Annotated in this window: 11 protein-coding genes and 1 pseudogene; 1 reads left to right on the top strand and 11 read right to left on the bottom strand. The window is 62.5% G+C overall.

The window, feature by feature from the left end:
- Positions 1–239: 239 nt before the first annotated feature.
- From NUV99_06340 to NUV99_06320, 5 genes are all read right to left on the bottom strand, one after another.
- Positions 240–1,007 carry a 3-oxoacyl-ACP reductase FabG gene (locus NUV99_06340; GenBank protein ID MCR4419740.1) on the bottom strand — a complete coding sequence of 256 codons (768 nt, stop codon included), beginning with the start codon at positions 1,005–1,007 and terminating at the stop codon, positions 240–242.
- A gap of 487 nt (positions 1,008–1,494) precedes the next feature.
- Positions 1,495–3,459: a TRAP transporter fused permease subunit gene (locus NUV99_06335; protein MCR4419739.1), complete on the bottom strand. Its 1,965-nt coding sequence runs from the start codon at positions 3,457–3,459 to the stop codon at positions 1,495–1,497.
- Between the two features lie 11 nt (positions 3,460–3,470).
- Positions 3,471–4,556: a TAXI family TRAP transporter solute-binding subunit gene (locus NUV99_06330; protein MCR4419738.1), complete on the bottom strand. Its 1,086-nt coding sequence runs from the start codon at positions 4,554–4,556 to the stop codon at positions 3,471–3,473.
- Positions 4,557–4,622: 66 nt separating this feature from the next.
- Entirely contained in the window at positions 4,623–5,996 is a 1,374-nt protein-coding gene (locus NUV99_06325) for a UbiD family decarboxylase (protein MCR4419737.1), read from the bottom strand.
- 158 nt (positions 5,997–6,154) lie between these two features.
- Complete coding sequence (locus NUV99_06320; GenBank protein ID MCR4419736.1) at positions 6,155–7,588, bottom strand: sigma 54-interacting transcriptional regulator; 1,434 nt, start codon at positions 7,586–7,588, stop codon at positions 6,155–6,157.
- A gap of 403 nt (positions 7,589–7,991) precedes the next feature.
- Here NUV99_06320 and ahcY point away from each other — a divergent pair, with 403 nt between their 5' ends.
- Positions 7,992–9,239, top strand: a complete 1,248-nt coding sequence (gene ahcY, locus NUV99_06315) for an adenosylhomocysteinase (protein ID MCR4419735.1) — start codon at positions 7,992–7,994, stop codon at positions 9,237–9,239.
- Positions 9,240–9,473: 234 nt separating this feature from the next.
- Here ahcY and NUV99_06310 read toward each other — a convergent pair.
- The 6 genes and pseudogenes from NUV99_06310 to NUV99_06285 all read right to left on the bottom strand — a co-directional run bounded on the left by NUV99_06310 (position 9,474) and on the right by NUV99_06285 (position 18,794).
- Positions 9,474–10,241, bottom strand: a pseudogene (locus tag NUV99_06310) (hydrogenase iron-sulfur subunit).
- A 30-nt stretch (positions 10,242–10,271) separates the two neighbouring features.
- Positions 10,272–13,394 carry a CoB--CoM heterodisulfide reductase iron-sulfur subunit A family protein gene (locus tag NUV99_06305; GenBank protein ID MCR4419734.1) on the bottom strand — a complete coding sequence of 1,041 codons (3,123 nt, stop codon included), beginning with the start codon at positions 13,392–13,394 and terminating at the stop codon, positions 10,272–10,274.
- A 39-nt stretch (positions 13,395–13,433) separates the two neighbouring features.
- Complete coding sequence (locus tag NUV99_06300) at positions 13,434–13,985, bottom strand: (4Fe-4S)-binding protein (protein ID MCR4419733.1); 552 nt, start codon at positions 13,983–13,985, stop codon at positions 13,434–13,436.
- Positions 13,985–15,931 carry an aldehyde dehydrogenase gene (locus tag NUV99_06295; protein MCR4419732.1) on the bottom strand — a complete coding sequence of 649 codons (1,947 nt, stop codon included), beginning with the start codon at positions 15,929–15,931 and terminating at the stop codon, positions 13,985–13,987. The genes NUV99_06300 and NUV99_06295 overlap by 1 nt, the downstream gene beginning before the upstream one ends.
- Positions 15,932–16,484: 553 nt before the next feature.
- Positions 16,485–16,760, bottom strand: a complete 276-nt coding sequence (locus tag NUV99_06290) for a MoaD/ThiS family protein (GenBank protein ID MCR4419731.1) — start codon at positions 16,758–16,760, stop codon at positions 16,485–16,487.
- A 120-nt stretch (positions 16,761–16,880) separates the two neighbouring features.
- Positions 16,881–18,794, bottom strand: coding sequence for an aldehyde ferredoxin oxidoreductase family protein (locus NUV99_06285; GenBank protein ID MCR4419730.1), 1,914 nt, complete (start codon positions 18,792–18,794; stop codon positions 16,881–16,883).
- Positions 18,795–18,830: the final 36 nt, after the last annotated feature.

The raw sequence follows: 18,830 nt of genomic DNA, 5'->3' as shown, positions 1-18,830 counted from the left end.
TATGCGCCCCGCACCAGCCCTTTTCTTTCCCCAAGCCGGTTCTTCCCGCCTTCCGCGCAAGTTCAAGGCTCCGCCCCGTACCTCAAGCCTCGCCGGGCACCATTCCATCCTCGACTGCACCGGAACGCTCGCGATGGCCCCTTGCAAGAGGCTACCATCCGGCGACCGGGAAAGTGGGCCGGACGCCCAAGGTGGTTCCCGCCCCGGGCGGCCGGTCCAAACGTAGCGGAACTCCGGCCCTAGTAGTGGCGGGCTCCGCCTTCCACATTAATGTTCTGTCCGGTAATGAAGGCGCTGTCGTCCGAAGCCAGAAAAACCAATACTCCCTCCAGGTCCTCGGGCTCCATGGGCCGCTTGAAAATCCGTTGCTCCAGGGCCACGTTATGGATGAATTCGAGCTGTTTGGGGTCGTCCGAGAGCTCCTTGGAGGCCCGGGTCATTACGTATCCTGGGGTAATGGAATTCACCCGGATGCCGTATTCGCCCAGCTCGCGGGCCAGGGAACGGGTAAAGGCCCAAACCGCCCCCTTAGAGGCTACGTAATGACTGAGCAGTGGGGCTCCCTCCAGGATAGAGGCGGAGGAAATATTGATTATTACGCCCCCGCCCTGTCGCTTCATCACCGGCACTACCGCCCGACAACACTGCCATATCCCCTTGACGTTCACCGCAAAAACCCGGTCCCATTCCTCCTCCGGAATGGCGTCAAAGGGCTTGAGCTTCAGACCGCCGTACAGGGCGGCGTTGTTAACCAGCACGTCGATGCGACCAAAAGCAGCCACCGTGTTTTCGGCCATTTCCCGGGTGCTTTCAAACCGGGTCACGTCTACCCTGAGGCCCAGGGCCTGCGCCCCTTGGGCCCGGACCTGGTCCAAGGTTTCGCCTACGTCCAGGATGTCTGCGGCTACTACCTTGGCACCCTCCTGGGCCAACCGTCGGGCGAATACCTGCCCGATGCCCCGGGCGGCGCCGGTGACGATTACCACCTTATCTTTTAGCCTCGGCAATAAAGCTCCTCCTTTCCGGGGCCTTCCCGACCTCTTGCTCCCGAACAACCGCTTCGGCCTGGCCTTTATCCGCACCCACAATTACTGCTTACTGCCTACCGCATCGACCCCCCTCCTCTAAGTCCTTTCTCATTATACCCCATCATATACGGCGGGCGAGATATCTCGCCCTATAGAGCAACGAGATTCTCGCCCGCTCAGAGAAGGCCTGGCTAACAGGGGCACCGCTAGGATCGGAGAAACCGTGCGGCTCCCCGGTTTACGTTCCACATACTAGGGCGCGGTGAAGGCTGTGAACGCCGGCACCAGCAAGATGCTCAAGGCGGTTATAACCACCAGGGTGAACGCCGTAACCACCACTCCGATGCGGAACATGTCCCCAAACTTCACCGCACCGAAGGAGAAGCAGGTACCGGCCGCAGCCCCCGCCCAGGGGACGGATACCGCGAGCGCCGTACCGGCGATAATCCGGGCCAGAATGGCGGGATTAAAGCCCAGCTTCGCGGCAATGGGGAACCGAACTCTGCCGAGCGCGGTAAGCCCTTAGCTGCAGCAGCCCCACCGCCAGGGCAATGACCAGCCCGATGATCCGGGTTTCCCAGCCGGGCACGAAAAGGAGAATCCCTGCCGCCGCCAGGGCCAGGCGCTCCGGAGGGCTCAAAGTCCGGAACTGATATCCTTCTAGCGCACAGGCCAGCAACACGGTGGCGATCACGCCGTCGAATACCGACCAGGCTACCTCGCCGGCCGGTCCCACCAAGGCCAGTCCCGGCTTGTACAGGAAGATAAAAGGCACCAAATAGCCGGCTACCGCCAGCTTCATGGCCTGGACGGCGGTAGGCATCATCGGCGAGCCGGCAATGGAGGAGGCGGCGTAAACCGCCAGGCAGACCGGGGGTGTAAGGAAGGAAAAGGTGCCGAAGTAGAATATGAACAGGTGGGCCAGGAGCGGATCCACGCCCAGCTGAACCATGGCCGGAGCCGCCAGGGCGGCCAGGAGGATGTAGCACGCGCTGACCGGCATGCCCATTCCCAGGATGGAGCTTACCACCGCGGTCAGCACGGCCAGCAACAAGAGATTGCCCCCGCTTAGCTGGGTAAGGAAGGCCGAGAGCGAGAGGCCCAGGCCGGTATACCCTACTACTCCAACGATCAGGCCGGCAGCCCCGCACACAATCGTGATCTCCAGCATGCCTTTGGTTACCCCTTCCAGGGCCTCGACAACCTTTCTCAGGCTGAGGCTGGGGCGGGTTTCCTTCCTCAGGGCCGCCACTACCAGCAGGGAAGCGGTGGCAATCAGGGCCGAAAATTCCGGCCGCAGGTACAGAACAAAGAGGGCATATACCAACACGGCGACGGGGATCAGGAAGGGCCAGCCACGGGCCAGCGTTCTCCTGAGCGACGGAATATCCTCCAGCGGTAAACCCTCCAGCCCCAGTCGGACCGCGCGCAGGTGTATCTGCATGAAGTCGCCCAGATAGTAGAGGATTGCCGGCAGCACCGCCGCCACCGCCACCACCGGATAGGGCACCCCAAGGAACTCCGCCATTATGAAGGCGGCGGCCCCCATGACCGGGGGCATGATGCAGCCGCCGGTGCCGGAAACGGCCTCTACCGCGCCGGCGAAGACCGCCGGGTAGCCGGTTTTCTTCATCAGAGGGATAGTAACCACCCCCACGCTGGCCACGTTGGCCACCGCCGAACCAGATATGGTGCCGAAGAGGGAGCTGGCTATCACCGCCGCCTTGGCCGGGCCACCGCGCTGGCGGCCCATAGCCCCCTCGGCCAGCCGCACGAAGAAGTCACCCCCTCCGGTGGTGAAGAGAAACTGGCCGAAAACCACGAAGCCGAAAACCACTATGGCGGCAATCTTGAGAGGGGTGCCGAAGAGGAAGTCGGCCCCCAGGTACAATTGGCTTATGAGTCGCGGCCAGGAAATCCCGCTTCCCTCCAACGGACCCGGGAAAAGATAGGCGAAGCGCCCGTACAGGATAAAGGTCAGGACGATTATCACCAGGGGCCAGCCGGTCAACCGCCGGGTAGCTTCCAACACTATCAGAGTTGCCCCCGCACCTAGGAGAATGCGGGTATTATCGATAAGGCCTAGAGTGGGTAGCAGGCGGGGATAACCCACAGCCACATATATCCCCGCAACCAAGCTCAATCCCGCCAGAACCAGATCGTACCAGCGTATATCCGTCTTACCCTGTCGCTTCGAAGCCGGCACGGTAAGGAAGACCAGCGCGCTGGCCAATCCCCAGAACAGGGCCAGGTACTGCTGGCTGAACAGAGAAACCCCGGTTAGATAAAGGGGGAGATCCAGGGCCGCCACCACGCCTACCGCCGGTACGGCCAGGGCCAGGGCGCGTTTCACGTACCGGAGGGCCGGAAGGGTATCCGGCCCGCCCGGTCTCGCCGCCTGCCTATCATCGTGATTGTTGCTGGCTGCCACGGCTACCTACCTCACTTTGCCGCCAGGAGCTGGCTTTGGAGCGACTCCATGTCCGGGCCCCACACGCCGGCTTCCTTGTAGAACTTCACCGCTCCGGGATGATAGGGAATGGTTGCCCGGGGGTTGACGAAACGATCGGGAACCCAGTCCTTTAGCCGGGCGTGGATCTCACCCAGTTCCTGACTGTGCTCCCACAGCGCCTTGACTATCTGGTAGGCGGTCTCCTCTCCCAGGTTCTCCGAGCCCACCAGGTAGAACTCGTAGCACATGAGGTAAGCGGGTTCTCTGACCCCAACCCGGCCCTGACCGGGCTCTACCTTCTCCAGGTAGCAGGGATAGTACTGCTGCATCCGCCGCACCGCCTCGGGCGAAGGGTCAAAAGACAGGTAGCGGGCGCCCTTCTCCGCGTCCAGTTCGGTGATCACCGCCGTACCGAGGCTGATGGTAGTGGCGTCGGCCCTACCTTCGATTACCGCCCGCAGGCCGGCCTCAATGCTGGGCACGCTGATGGGTCTCACATCCGCTTCGGACAGCCCAAAGTTGGCCAGGGCCGCCTTATTCTGGGCGGTAATGCCGCCGCTTCCCGTGACCGTAACCACTACCCTCTTGCCTTTCAGGTCCTGACCCGTCCTTATGCCCGAGTTGTCGGCCACCATGGTGCCCACCATGGAGCGGGTGCCGGAGGCCAGCAGGTAAATGGGGGCCCCCTTACCGCCGGTGGCCGCCTGGAAATCCTCCTTTCCCAGCCTGCCCATCTGGGCATCCCAGTTGTTGAGCACGCCCAGATTCACTTCACCGGTGGCAATCATGGGCAGCCACTCAATCGGTCCGGTGGTGGGCATCACCTTCACCTCAGTGCCCAGGTACTTGCCGAGCACGGTGGCGATACCGGTACCCAGGCTGTTCACCAGGCTTCCCACCGGGTGGGTGGCAAGGGTAAGCACGTTGGAGGCGGTTGTTCCGTTTCCGGCCTGGCCGGACTGAGGTGCGGGAGTGCCGGAGGGCCTCTGACCTCCGCCGCACCCGACCACCCCTGCCAACAGCAACCCGATCAGGGCCAAGTGCATGCCGCGCTTCCACAACCTAACGCTTGTCATTGCCTTAGTGCCTCCTCTCCCCCGTATTGAAGACCCTCGAAGATGCCCCTGCCTCCGGCAAATGCTCTAGCGGCTCAAACCGGGTAGGTAATCCTCCAGCCGGATTCGGTCCATCACCTCCCGGGGCACCACGGCCCGAGCGTGGTACTGATCCAGAAAGGGCTTGGCGGTGGCGTCCACGATCATCTTGCACACCACACCGTCCTCATCCGCCGAGGGGTCCAGGTCCGACCCCAGGGCGCGGGGAATGAAGGTAATATCCCGGTTACCCTGGACCCGGGTGGCCACCGCCCAAAGCACCTCTCGCTCGTCGAACACGTCAATGTCGTGATCCACCACTACCACCATCTTGGTGTAAATGTCCGCTCCCAGAACCGCCATGCCCACGTTCAGCGGCTGCCCCTTGGCCTTCTTTTCCAGGGAAACGTAGCAGTGGAAGCGCCCGCACCCGGATACGGGCACGTGTACGGCCCTCACGGAGGGAGCCGCCACCCGGGCGACCTTGAACAGGTAGGATTCCTTAGCAATGGAGCCCAGTATCCGGTGCTCCGTGGAACCGGCAACCAGCGCATGGTAAATGGGGTCCCGGCGCATGGTAATGGCAGAAATCTTGATTACGTGCCGGTGGCGCCGTCCGGTGGCATAACCGGTAAACTCGCAAAACGGCCCCTCTTCACCGCGAACGTGGGGAAGAAGTTCGCCTTCCAGGACGATTTCCGCCTCGGCCAGGGCGGGCACCGGAACGGTCTTGCCGGCCACTATTTTCAGAGGTTCACCGTCCATAGCCCCCATAACGCCCAACTCGTCCTGATCGATGGGAATGAGAGACAGGGCCCCCAGTGCCCAGGTCGGCGGACTGCCCAGGCTGATGGTTACCGGCAGCGCTTGGTTGCGGCTTTCGGCCTTAGCATAGTACTGGTGCAGATGCCTGCCCGGGGTTACGTGCGTATAAACGGTATTTCGATCCACCAGCATCAGGCGTCCAAAGCTGGCGTTGTGTACCCCGGTATCGGGGTCCTTGGCAATGACGATGCCGGTGGTGATGTACGGAGCGATGTCGGGTTCGTGGGCGGTGAGCACCGGCAGCCGGTATAGATCCACCTTGTCCCCCGTGATCACCACCTCTTGAACCGGTGCCTCTCCCACTCCCTGCGGGGGAATGGGGTTGTCCTCCCGCTGGCGGTAGATATCCGCCACCTTATCCGGAGTGGTACCCAACGCGAAGGCCAGGCGGTCGCGATTGCCGTAAACGTTAAGCACCACAGGCATATCAGAGCCCTTAACCCGCCTGAAGTATAACACGGTATAGCGGTCTTGCTTCTCCAGTTTCTTTTGGATCGCGGCTATTTCGTACTTCGGATCTACCTCCTTGTCTATCTCCGCATACTGGTCGGGCAACCGGCTTCTGACTGCGTCTAAGAAGGACCGTAGATCAGACATGGGATCGCCTCCCGGTAGAATGGGCCGGCAATTTCGGCTCTGAGCCAGTTGCTTGCAATATTCATGCTAATCCGGGAGGGCAAAGCTGCTAGAAAAATATTATAACGGTTTCCGCTTTTCGGAAATCCGTTCGGATAATGGCGCCGCCGCCGCAATCCTTAACGCAAAGTAGCTTTCTTATTCTCAGAATTCCCTTTCCGATTCTCGGAAACCGTGCCTCCCATATGCTTGAGTTTGTCGTACAGGGTACTAAGAGATATGCCCAGGGCACGCGCGGCCTGCCTCTTTCCCTCAACGGAAGTGCCGAACCTGTCTATTGCCCGGCGGATCATGTCCGCCTCCAGGTCGCGCAGGGGCACTATCGCTTGAGGGGCTGCGGAACGAATGCGAGGCAGAAGAATGTGCTCGGGCCGGATTGGCCTGCCCTCTTCCACCAGCACCAGGGCCCTCTCCAGGACGTTCTCCAGCTCCCGCACGTTGCCCGGCCAGCAGTAGTCCTGAAGCAGGTTCATGGCTTCGGGGTCGATGCCGGCCACCCGTTTGCCGGCCTTGCGCGACAGCCGGCCGAGGAGGTGGTCCACCAGGAGGAGAATATCCTCCTTGCGCTCCCGTAACGGCGGCAAGGCGATTTCCACCACGTTCAGACGAAAGTACAGGTCGGGCCGGAACTGGCCCCTTTCGATCAGTTCTTCCAGGTTGCGATTGGTGGCGGCGATGACCCTAACGTCTGCCCGGACCATGGCCGTGCCGCCGATCCGGCGGAACTCGCCGCTCTGCAGGACCTGAAGCAGCTTGGCCTGCAACCTCAGATCCAGGTCCCCGATTTCGTCCAGAAACAGGGTGCCCCGGTCGGCCAGCTCGAACATGCCCAGCTTGCGCTGGGCAGCACCGGTGAAGGCTCCTTTCTCGTATCCGAAGAACTCACTTTCCAGGAGCGTCTCCGGCACGGCGGCGCAGTTAACGTGGATGAAAGGATACTTGGCCCGGCGGCTGGCGTTGTGGATGGCGGCGGCAAACAGATCCTTGCCGGTGCCGCTTTCCCCTCTCAGCAGAACCGTGGCGTCAGTTGCCGCGGCCTTCCGGGCCACTTCCAGGGCCTGCTGCAGGCGGGGGCTCTGCCCCACGATAGAAGCGAAGCTGTAAGGGGCACGGCCGATCTCTTCGATCTTTGAAGACAGCACCGCCAGGCATTCCTGGGCCCGCTTGAGCTGTTCCAGGATTTCCAGGGCTCCGGTAACCTCTTGGAAGAATACCGCCGCCCCCAGCAACCTGCCCTGGTGGTAAACGGGAAAGGCTCGGGCCAGCACTTCTACTTCGGAATTGGGCGGGCGGTGGCGCTTGCCGAAGACCGCCCGCCCGCTGCGCAGCGCCTCCGCCAACGCTCCCTCCGGGTTGGTCGCAAATATGTTGGTACCTACCCGCGCCCTGCCGTCGCGGTGATGGATCCGGGTATAAGCCGCATTAGCATAGATTATGGTGCCTCGGGCGTCGGCCACCAGGATGCCCTCCGGCGAGGACTCCAGAAGCGCCATTCCCAGCAGGTTGAGCTCTTCAGGAGCCGGGTCGCCAGGCGACGACCTTCCTGTGCTCACGTTCCCACCCCTTCGGCCCACCGAGATTATCGAGGGTAATCGTGTGCCACATCAAGCAGTTCTTAATATCTGAACTTCTACCTTATCCTCTTAACTCCCTCCTTGGGCGCCGGGTTTTCTACCGCCTCCGCAATCACCGCATGGCGTCCCTGACAGTTCACGGACATGTCTTCTCGGCGGGTGGTGCCCCAGGTCCTTCGGTCCACGGAATTGGTCCGAGACAAAACCCGATGCCCTTGGCAGGAAGAATCCGGAGGCGTGTCGAAGGCCGGTACTCGTTACGATAATTGGGAAAACCTAACCTGGGCGAGGTTCATCGGCCGGCGCCGGGCCTCCGTCCGGGGCCGGGAATCCCTCGGACGAACACGGGGGCCGACCAAGACGAAAGGAGCAACGACCCGATATGAATCGTGAAGAACTCGTCCTTACGGGCGAGCGACGCATTGCCTGGGCGGGGCAGCACATGCCCGTCCTGGCGTCCATCGCCCGCCGCTGGGAGAAGGAAAGACCACTTGTGGGCCTGCGCGTCGGCGCCTGCCTGCACGTCACCACCGAGACGGCCAACCTGGTCCGGCTGCTCAAGACCGGCGGGGCGGAGGTGGCCCTTTGCGCCTCCAACCCCCTTTCCACCCAGGACGACGTGGCTGCCGCCCTCAACCAAAGTTACGGCGTTCCCACCTTTGCCGTGCGCGGAGAAGACGAGGAGACCTACTACCGCCACATCCACCAGGTGCTGGACACCAAGCCCCACATCACCATGGACGACGGCGCCGACCTGATCAGCACCCTGCACCGCCAGCGGCAGGAGCTGTTGGACGGAGTAACGGCCGGGACCGAGGAAACCACCACCGGGGTGATTCGGCTGCGGGCCATGGCCCGGGCCGGGGTGTTGCGGTACCCGGTGGTGGCGGTCAACGACGCCCTGACCAAGCACATGTTCGACAACCGTTACGGCACCGGGCAGTCGGCGGTGGACGGTATAATCCGGGCCACGAACTATCTTCTGGCCGGCAGCACCTTCGTGGTGGTGGGCTACGGCTGGTGCGGCCGGGGGGTTGCCGCCCGGGCCCGGGGGCTGGGCGCCCGGGTGGTGGTGGTGGAGGCGGACCCGCTGCGGGGCCTGGAGGCGGCCATGGACGGCTATCCGGTTACGGACATGAAGGAGGCGGCCCGCCAGGGGGACATCTTCTGCACGGTTACCGGCAACAAGCACGTCATAGACGAGGAGCATTTCGGGCTCATGAAAGACGGCGCCATCCTGGCCAACGCCGGGCACTTTGACGTGGAGATCAACCTGGAGGCGTTACGGGCGCTGGCCGTTTCCCGCGAGCGGGTGAGGGACAACGTGGAGGAATTCCGTCTGGCCGACGGCCGCAGGCTCTACCTCCTGGCCGAGGGCCGGCTGGTAAACCTGGCGGCGGCCGAAGGGCATCCGGCCCAGGTAATGGACATGAGCTTTGCCAACCAGGCTCTGGTAGTAGAATGGCTTTACAAGGGCGGGGCAAAGGAACTGCAGCGGCAGGTCTACCGGGTGCCGGAAGACATAGACCGGCAGGTGGCGGCGCTCAAGCTGGCCAGTATGGGCATAAAGCTGGAAAAGCTGACGGCTGCGCAGGAGGAGTACCTTCGCTCCTGGCAGGCCGGAACCTGAACCGAAACTTCTTCCTGTACGCCCACGCCGCGCAGTGGGAACCGGCAGAAGGCCTGAAGACACGCCACGGATCCTTTGAGCCAGTCACATCCGGGCGCGCCACCCACCTTCTACCAGTAGAGTACGGGTGGCAGAGGCGGCTACACTTTCAGGGCGGACATAGCCTTTGCCGGGATATCGGTCTACTCCCGGCAAGGGCTACGCGCCGGCCCGGGCAAGAAGAGGGTAGGGTTCCGACTTTCTCACCACCGCACCGAAGCGGGGCGGGCAGGCCTCCAGGCACGTGCCGCACCGGAGGCATTTCTCCGGGTCGATTACGTGAACCTCGTTCTTGCCTCCGGTAATCGCCTCCGCCGGACACAACCGGGCGCACCTCATGCAACCGTGGCACTTCTCCGGGTCAATGGAGTAGGAAGCCACCTGACCCAGCAGCTCTTCTATCTCTTCCCGGGTATACAGCCGCTCGTATTCCTCCGGGCGGCCCAGACGAAGGCCCAGCTTTTCCTTTTTCACCAGCTTGATATAAGGGACCAGCTTCATCAGTTGCCCGAGCGCCAAGTTCAGTTCTTCCCGGCCTATCCCCTCCCCCTCGCCCAGGGGTCCCAACTCCCGCACCCGGTTGATGAATTCGTTGCTGACCTGGGCAAAGAAGGCCCCGTCGCTGGAGGACATGAATGCGATCCTCAGCCTTTCCGGGTTCAGACCCATGTGCTCCAGGAGCCTCTTGGCCAGGGAGACCGTGTTCAGGGCGTGGTAGTTGCCGTGAGTATCGTACTTGCACTCGCCCAGGCGGCAGCCCCCGATGAAGACCCCGTCGGCCCGGTTGTAAAAGGCACGGAGAATGAGCCCCAGGTCTACCCTTCCGGAGCACATTACCCGGACCAAGCGCATTTCGGTGGAATATTGAAGTCTGGAAACTCCAGACAGGTCCGCCGCCGCGTACGCTCACCACTGGCAGACGAAACCTAGGAGCCTGGGTTTGAACCCTCGTCCGGCAGACATCTGCTTCCCCCCTTTCGCGGCTTTGGCCCGCTAGCCTGCGGCCGCCTTTGAGGCCGCAGGTTCCGGCTCGGCGCCGAAGGCGTCCACCAGGCTTGCCAGTGCCCGGTCGGTGTAGTGCTTGAGCGCGATGGCTCCGGTGGGACACTTGGCGTTACACAGGCCGTCCCCCTTGCAGAGGAAGGGATTGACCCTGGCCCTCCTGCCCCCCCGCGCCTCGTAGAGTTCTATGGCTCCGTAGGTACAGGCCGCCGCGCAGGCGCCGCAGCCCATGCACCTTTTCTCCGTTACCTCGGCCACGGCACCGGAAGTGGTGACGAAGTCCCGGGCGAGGATGTTCACCGCCCGGCCGGCGGCGCCGTAGGCCTGGCCGATGACCTCCGGCAGGTGCTTGGGGTAGTGGGCCGACCCGCAGAGGAAGACCCCGTCGGTACTGAACTCCACCGGCCTCAGCTTGACGTGGATTTCCTTGAAGAACCCGTCCTCGTTCAAGGGGAGCTGGAACAGTTGCGCCACCCTTCCCGTGTCGGCCGCCGGCACCACGGCCGCCGCCAGCGCCACCAGGTCGGCCTCGATGGCCACCCTCCGGCCCAGGACCGCGTCGGTCACGGTAACCCTCAGTATTTCCCGGCCGTCCTCTTCCGCTTCTGCCGGTTCCACCTCGGGTTTGTTCTCGGCATCGTAGCGAATAAACTTCACTTCCTTGTCCGCCGCCGCCCGGTAGTAATCTTCCCGCAGGCCGTAGGTTCTCATGTCCCGGAAGAGAACGCAGACGTCCGCCTCCGGGTTGATTTCCTTCAGTTTCAACGCGTTCTTAACCGCGTGGCTGCAGCACACGCGGCTGCAGTAGTTCCGGTCCTCCTGCCGGCAGCCCACGCATTGAATCATCACCAGGCTTTGGCAGCGGGCTACCTTCTCGTCCTTTCCGGCAATCCGTTCCTCCAGCTCCAGGAGGGTCAGCACCCGGTCGTCCTTTCCGTAGAGGTACTCGTCGGGCTTATACTCTTCCGCCCCGATGGCGATGACGGCTACCCCGTGATTTATCTCGGCAACCTCATCGGCGCACCGGACCCTGGTGAGGAAGTTGCCGATGTACCCGGTGACCTCGAGGATTTCCGCGCCGGTATACACGCGTATCCTCGGGTGCCGCTTGACCTTCCCTGTCAGCTCCCGCAGGAAGGCCTGGACGTCTACCCCCTCCAGCGTATAGTGGAGCCGGCGGGCCGTTCCTCCCAGCTCCTCCTGCTTCTCCACCAGGTGAACCTCAAAGCCCTGGTCGGCTATGGAGAGGGCCGCGGTCATGCCGGCCACGCCGCCGCCGATGACCAGGGCCACCTTGGTCACCGGCAGCTCCAGATCCTGGAGGGCCTCCAGCATCCGTGCCCGGGCCACCGCCATGCGAACCAGGTCCTTAGCCTTCTCCGTGGCCGCCTCCTTTTCCCGCGGGTGAACCCAGGAACAGTGCTCCCGGATGTTGGCCATTTCGAAGTAATACTGATTGAGGCCGGCTTCACGCAGGGTGCTGCGGAAGGTGGGTTCGTGCGTCCTGGGGGTACAGGCGGCCACCACCACGCGATTGAGCCCCTTCTCCTTTATGGCGTCGGCTATTTCCTTGGTGGAGTTGCTGGCGCAGGAGAATAACTGCTGCTGGGCGTAGACCACGCCGGGCAGGGTGGAAGCGTACTCGGTTACCGCGGGGACGTCCACCACCCGCCCGATGTTGGCCCCGCAGTAGCATACGAAGACGCCGATCCTGGGTTCCTCCTGCGAGACGTCCTTCTCGGGAGGATACTGCTTTTCCCGGGCGAGCTTCCCCCGCCGCCGGCCCAGCAGCTCGCCGCAGCGGGAACCGGCGGCACTGGCGCTGAAGACCGCCTCGGGAATGTCCGCCGGGCCGCAGAAGGCTCCGCTCACGTAGATTCCGGGACGGGTGGTTTCCACCGGGTTCAGGGGATTGGTCCTGCAGAACCCGTGCGGCTCGAGCTCTATGCCGAACTTCTCGGCCAGCTCTCTGGCCTGCACCGGCGGATTGAGACCCAGCGACAGGACCACCAGCTCGAACTCTTCCTCCCGCACGCCGTCTTGCGGGGTGGAATACCTTACGGTAACGTTCTTGGTCTCCGGGATTTCCCTGCCGATGGAAGCGTAGCTGCGCACGAACCGCACCCCGGGAAGGCCGGCCGCCCGCCGGTAGAAACGCTCAAAGTCCTTGCCGTAGGACCGGATGTCGTTGTGGAATATGACCGCCTCTACTTCCGGGTCGTGCTCCTTGGCCAGAATGACCTGCTTCTGCGTGTAGGTGCAGCAGACTGCCGAACAGTAGCTGTTGCCTTCCTCGGTCACCTGCCGCGAGCCCACGCACTGGATCCAGGCTATCTTTTTTGGGTGCCTGCGGTCCGAGGGCCGCCGGATTTCGCCCTCGTACGGCCCGGTAGCGCAGGTGAGGCGTTCGAAATCCAGGCTGGTTACCACGTTGGCCATTCTTTGATAGCCGAACTCGTCGACCGCCACCGCGTCGGACAGGTCGTATCCCGCGGCCAGCACTATGGCCCCTACCCTGACTTCGATCCTCTCCGGACTCTGGGTAAAATCAATGGCCTTCTTCTCGCAGACCCCGGCGCAGATGCCGCATTTCTTCTCCTTGAGGTACAGGCAGTTCTCGTCAATGTAGGCGATGAGGGGAACGGCCTGGGAGTAGTGCAGGTGGATGGCCTTGTTTCTGGAAAGCCCCTGGTTGAAGGGATCGGGAATCGTAACCGGGCAGTATTCCACGCAGGTGGTACAGCCGGTGCACTGGTCGAGAATGATATACCGGGGCTTTTTCACCAGGGCCACCCTGAAGTCCCCGGCCTCCCCTTCTACCCTCTCCACCTCGGTATTGGTCAGGACCTGTATGTTGATCTGCCGGTCGACCTCGACCAGTTTAGGTGCCAGGATTCATATCGAGCACTCGTTGGTGGGGAAAGTCTTGTCCAGCTGGGACATCTTGCCCCCGATGGCCGGCCCCTTCTCCACCAGGTAGACCTTGAAACCTGCGGTGGCCAGGTCGAGCGCCGCCTGGACGCCGCTGATGCCCCCGCCGACCACCATCACGTCTCCCAGCCTGCGCTCCACCAGGCTCCGGAGCAATTGCCGGGTCGCCGTTTCCTTCTCCATCCCTCTCTCACCCCCTCCACCTCAAGGCGGAGGCCCTGATCAACCCTCAACCTTGAGGTAGCCCTTGCCGCTCAGTATCCGCGCCAGGCTGTCCATTACCTTCTCCGGCCCAAACCGGTCCACCAGGGATTCCATTCCCGTTTCCAGTTCATCCAAGGCGGCCTCTTCTACTTCCTCCTCCCTTTCCTCATAGGTCAGGGCGTGAACCAGGCACCACTTCACGCACATGGGCTCCTCCAGGGGAGGGTCCTGCTCGCACATGTCGCACTTCAAGGGCAGTCCCGAGTCCGGCTCCTTGAAGAGGTCCCTGGACGGGCAGGATACGCCGCAGAAGGCGCACTCGTCGTATTCGGTCCCGTTGGCCGAATACCGGTTCCGGCCCGGGCACTCAAAGGCGGTGTAAGCGCTGGCCAAAACCGGCACGAAGACGTTCCGGAAGGGGTCGAAATGCACCCTAATGCGGGAGCGGCCGGGATTGGTGGTGCTGAACTTGGGGTTGGCGTGAAAGGCCGAGCACACCACCTCGCAGGCCCGGCAGCCGTTACATTCGTCCAGGTTGACCTTGATCACCCTTACCTTTCTTTTGGCCATTACAGGATCCCTCTCCGCTCCAAGTCCTCGGCCACGTAGTCCAAACCGAGCCGGCTTAAGGTTTCTCTGGTGGGGATGCCCTCCGGATTCCAGCCCTTGAACCGGTAGTACTCGTCCAGGAGCTTGGCCTCGTACTCCGGAAATCGCTTCTTCCAGTGATCCTCGGGCGGACGCTCGTCCTTTCTCCTCAGACCCCGGCGCACGTTGACGCCCCTAACCAGGTTGCGGTTGCGCCGTATGGTTTCCCAGAGCCCGTCCTCGTCCAGCTCCAGCCCGGTGGCGGCAGAGATAATCCGGGGGAAGTTGTGGATGTGGTAGGGCGGCTTGATGGGGAAAGAGGAAAGCCCGGCGCATACGCCCGTGCAGTCGTCGATGTAGTGCATGGTTTCCTGCCAATCCACCAGTTCGCAGACCATGTCGACGGTGGGGTAGTAGGGGAAGGTACCGGGTTCCCAGTTGAGAATAAACTCCTTGAACCTCTCATGAGGAACCTGGATCCAGTCCCTGACAAACTCCTCTCTTTCCTCCCGCGTGGGGAAGGGAGCCTGCGGCACCTGCCCCTCGATCTGAGTGATATTGGCCTTCTCTCCGGTAGACCACAGGAGGTAGTAAATGGGATTCAGTACCCCCAGCTTGATGGGGACCTGCTCGTGCTTCTTGATGGTGTTGTGGTCAAAGGCCTCCGCTCCGCGACCGATCTGGCGTGCCGCCCAGTAGACCCCGTTGGCCAGAACGTCTCCTATGCCCTCGCGCCTGACGATCCTCTCCAGGAGCCAGAAGAACCTGTCCCGGTTATCCTTGGGGAAGCCGGGCATATCCTGATCGGTCAGAATACCGGCCTCGTACAGCTCTACGGCAAAGGCCAGAACCTGCGGGGTGGTGAACCCGTCCACGCCGTATTCCTGCGCCAGGCCGGCGATTTCAAAGCCGAAGGCCAGGTCGTCGGCCATGGCGGCCATGACGTAGGTCAGCTTGGAGTAGCACTTCATCATGTACCGCTGTATCATCGGGTGGCGGATTATCCCCCCGCACCGCATCGGGCAGTTGTAGCAGCTTATGAGGCGCTCTATGGCCTTCGACTGGGTTTCGCTCCACTGCCTGGCGATCTCTTCGGTCCAAAAGCCCTTCCGGCGGTGGCGGGCGTGTCCCCAGGCAAAGCTGTCCACGTGCCATTGCTCGTCGTGCAGGGCCATTTCCTGCGGCGAACCCAGACCGGCCAGGATGGGGGGCACCCCTTTGATGGGATTGGCCTTGCGAAACTCGATATAGCGGAGAACCTCCTCGCACAGCTCGGAGAACTCGGCCGGACGGGCTACGGCCAGATCCTTACTGCCCCGGACGGCTATGGCCTTTACTTTCTTATCCCCCATTACGGCACCCAGGCCCAGCCGGCTGGCGCTGGAGCGCATGTGCTCGATGGAGGCGTAATACACCCGGTTCTCCCCCGCCAGGCCAATGGCCAGCACCTGGGCCCGGGGCTCGTTAAGCTCTTCGCGGATGAGCCGGGTGGTTTCGTAGGCGCCTTTCCCCCGCAGGTGCCGGGCGTCGCGTATCTCCACCTGATCGTCGTGTATCCAGATGTACACCGGCTCCGGCGACCTGCCCTTGAGAACCACCTTATCGTAGCCCGCCAGCTTCAGTTCCGGCGCCCAGAACCCTCCCATCATGGAAAAGCCCATCAGAAGGGTCTGAGGGGAATAAGACGACACAATGGTGCGGTTGGCACCCGGCGCGGGGGTGCCGCCCAACAGGCCGGCACTGAATATGAGCAGGTTATCGGGGGAAAAGGGGTCCACTTCGGGGGGAACCCGATCCCACAACAGTTTGGCGTTGGTACCCAAACCTCCGAGGTAGAGTTCGGTCAGTCTCGGATCGGTTTCAACTTTCGTCACCGTGCCCCGGGAAAGATCGATTTCCAGGTTACATCCGGCCTCGGCGTACCTCATGGCTCTCCTCGCCTACCTCCGTATGTTCCTATCCATGATAAATAAATTCTGGCCTCAGGTAAATCCCTAAAAGGAGTGAGAATTGTCTCCCCCTTTAGGGGAGCACCCGCGCCGGGTTAGCATCCGCCCCAGCACGAGAAGGGGCAGCCGCTCCGCCGGCCCATGCCGGTCGAGAGGCCGCCGGGTCAAATCGCGCAGAGCGGTGAAAGACGGGGTTCTGCGGCCTCACGCTTGCCGCCGGTGGTAGCGCGTCCCTCCAGCCCCTGGAAAGGTCCTGCCACGGTGGCGAACCGGGTGCCTTCGGGCGCAACACCGGCACGAAGACGCAGAGCGCCGGACTAGCCGGCGCTACAGAGTCCCTATTCTCGTTAGACCGCACGCAAACGCCGCCGGAAGCCGGGCCGCACGGCGGGAGCCGCCAGGTACACCGGCGCCGCCCCGTATATTCTCGGCAGAAGCCCTAGGCGGCAGCCTCCACCCCGTCGCCTCTCCGCTCCGCTAGGTTCAACCGGGGTTCGCCTCCTGGCCCGCCGCCGCGCCCGGGTCACTCCTCCTATCCGCCGGCGATAAGAACGGTTAGGAGCAGCACGCCGTTGTCGGGTATCACGGCCTCCAGCCCCTTCTCCGAACCGATGCTGCGGCCGTCGAGTAGCAGCAGATACCCGGCCTGTAACTGCCCCTGCTCGTCCAGCAGTTCCGCTTCCAGGTCTCGGTGGTAGCGCTCTCCCAGGTACTTGAGGCAATCCCGGATGGTAATGTTCTCCTGTTCTACCCGTACCCGACTCGGGAAATCCCTGAGCGCCCCTATTTGATAAAAGTCAAAAGCCAACCGCCGTCCCCCCTGCCGCCGCCGATACGGTTTCTCCCTCCCCTGGGCCCCCGGGCCGCCCGGAGAGGCCACCTGCCCCAACAACTGCAGGGAATGCAGAAACCGCCGGAAGGCCGCGGATCAGGACTCCTTTGGTCGCGCTGCCCCGCGGCCCACCAATTCGGCTAGATTCAGCCGACGAAGTTCCCGGGGCGAAGGCTCGCCGGTAACCGCGTCCCAGTCGAGTTCGCGGTAGTAATCTGCCTTTACTGCTTCAAGGTCGATCGTTACCCCTGCGGTGGGACCCCCTGCCAGCGGTGGGTTCCCTCTCACTCTTTCCGGAAGCGTCCATCGCTGGGGCTGTACGCCTTCCCGCAGGTTGAAGCAGTGGCGCAGGGTATTGATGCGCGCTCCTGCGGTCAGCGCCTCGTTCAGGTCAAAGGTCGTCCATCCGGTGACGGCCCTGAAGGCTTCGAGAATGGGATACTCTTGGTACCCGTATACGTTGAACAGGCACATTCCGGTCGAATTGAAGAACTGAAACCAGTGATTAAGGAGCGCCAGGACCTTACCCTTGGAGTGGTAACTGTATCTTTCCTGGGCGAGATGGCTCAGGTTATAACCATGTTTCTCCAGGGTCTTGTCCGTCCACCCGTGTTCGATGAATCCCACCCCTCCCTGAGTGTGACGTCCGGGTGTGGGATCCAGCGCGTACCCGTACCCAAACCCCGGCCAGCACCGGGGGTCGTGACAGGCAAGCTCCTGTCCCCCTACGTGGATGGCGAACTCCTCACTGCCCCCGCCTATACGCTGACTGGCCAGCCGCACCCCGTCTGCCAGGACCGCGCCGATACCCTCCCGCCGGGCCATCATTTCAATTAGCGGCAGAATCGCGTCCTTGTTGCCCCACTTCAGCGAGAGACCGTCGGTCTCCTTATCCGTGATGAGGCCCCTTTCATAGCATTCCATGGCAAAGGCAATGGTGGCACCGGCGGAAATGGTGTCCAGGCCGTAGCGGTTGCAGAGGTGGTTAGCCCTTATCACCGTGGCCACATCGTCCACCAGGCACATGCTTCCGAAGGCAGCTATGGTTTCATATTCCGGCCGGTGCGTTCGCAGAGGGCCGGTGGGTCCATCCAGTTCGATTAGCGCCCCGCAGGCTATGCCGCACTGCGCACAGGCGTACTTCCGTTTCTCCAGCCCCAGATATACCTCCGGGCCCAGCCTTTGCGCCCGCTCCAGCGGATATACCTCCGAGCTTATTCCTTTCCAGTTCTGGATGGGGGCGTCCTGCATGGCAACGTTGGTCACGTACACAACCGGCGTCCCGAATTGTCGGAGTGCGTCCACAATGTGCGGCCTGGACTTAAGGTCCTCCGACATAACCCTGAGAACCCTTTCGTAGGCATCCATATCGGCCACCGGAACTTCTTTGGATCCTTCCACGGCCACCGCCTTCAGGAGCTTGGCGCCCATTACCGCCCCCAGACCCTGCCGGGCCGCCGCCCGGCCCTGATCGTGGATAAGGCCGGCAATCCAACAACGGTTCTCTCCGGCAAGGCCGATAGTTATCACTCCAACCTCCCGGCCGCATTCACTCCGGACGATGTCTTCTGTTTCCAGAGCATCTTTTCCCCACAGGTGGGAGGCGTCCCGGAACTCCACCCTCCCCTCTGAAACCCACAGGTACACCGGCTTGTCCGAACAGCCGCGTACAAATATGCCGTCGTATCCCGCGCGTCTTAGCCGCGGGCCGAAGCGCCCGCCGCAGCTGCTATCGGCCCATCCGCCGGTCAGAGGGGATTTGGCCACCACGTTAAACCGCCCGCCGCCGTGCACCTTGGTACCCACAAAGGTTCCGGTTACGAACCCGATGACATTCTCCGGGCCCAACGGATCTACACCGGGCCTCATGACCTCGTACAGAATCCTCGCTCCCAGTCCGTAGCCGCCGATGTATTCCCGGTAGAGGCTCTCGGCACCGTCCACCTCCTCGTAGGTCCGCCGGGCCAAGTCTACGATTAGAATCTTCCCCATGTAGCCGCCTTGAGGCATATCCAGGATACCTCCCTCGGTCCGCCCGCCGTAAGT

The sequence above is a fragment of the Clostridia bacterium genome, from assembly GCA_024653205.1.
In the GTDB taxonomy this organism is placed as follows: domain Bacteria; phylum Bacillota; class DSM-521; order Neomoorellales; family SLTJ01; genus JANLFO01.
This window is presented reverse-complemented; position numbering and strand designations above follow the sequence as displayed.

Coding starts and splice junctions, on each gene's coding strand:
- NUV99_06300 (MCR4419733.1), bottom strand. CDS start 13,985: ATGGCCAAAAGAAAGGTAAGGGTGATCAAGGTCAACCTGGACGAATGT.
- NUV99_06295 (MCR4419732.1), bottom strand. CDS start 15,931: ATGAGGTACGCCGAGGCCGGATGTAACCTGGAAATCGATCTTTCCCGG.
- NUV99_06285 (MCR4419730.1), bottom strand. CDS start 18,794: ATGCCTCAAGGCGGCTACATGGGGAAGATTCTAATCGTAGACTTGGCC.
- ahcY (MCR4419735.1), top strand. CDS start 7,992: ATGAATCGTGAAGAACTCGTCCTTACGGGCGAGCGACGCATTGCCTGG.
- NUV99_06325 (MCR4419737.1), bottom strand. CDS start 5,996: ATGTCTGATCTACGGTCCTTCTTAGACGCAGTCAGAAGCCGGTTGCCC.
- NUV99_06330 (MCR4419738.1), bottom strand. CDS start 4,556: ATGACAAGCGTTAGGTTGTGGAAGCGCGGCATGCACTTGGCCCTGATC.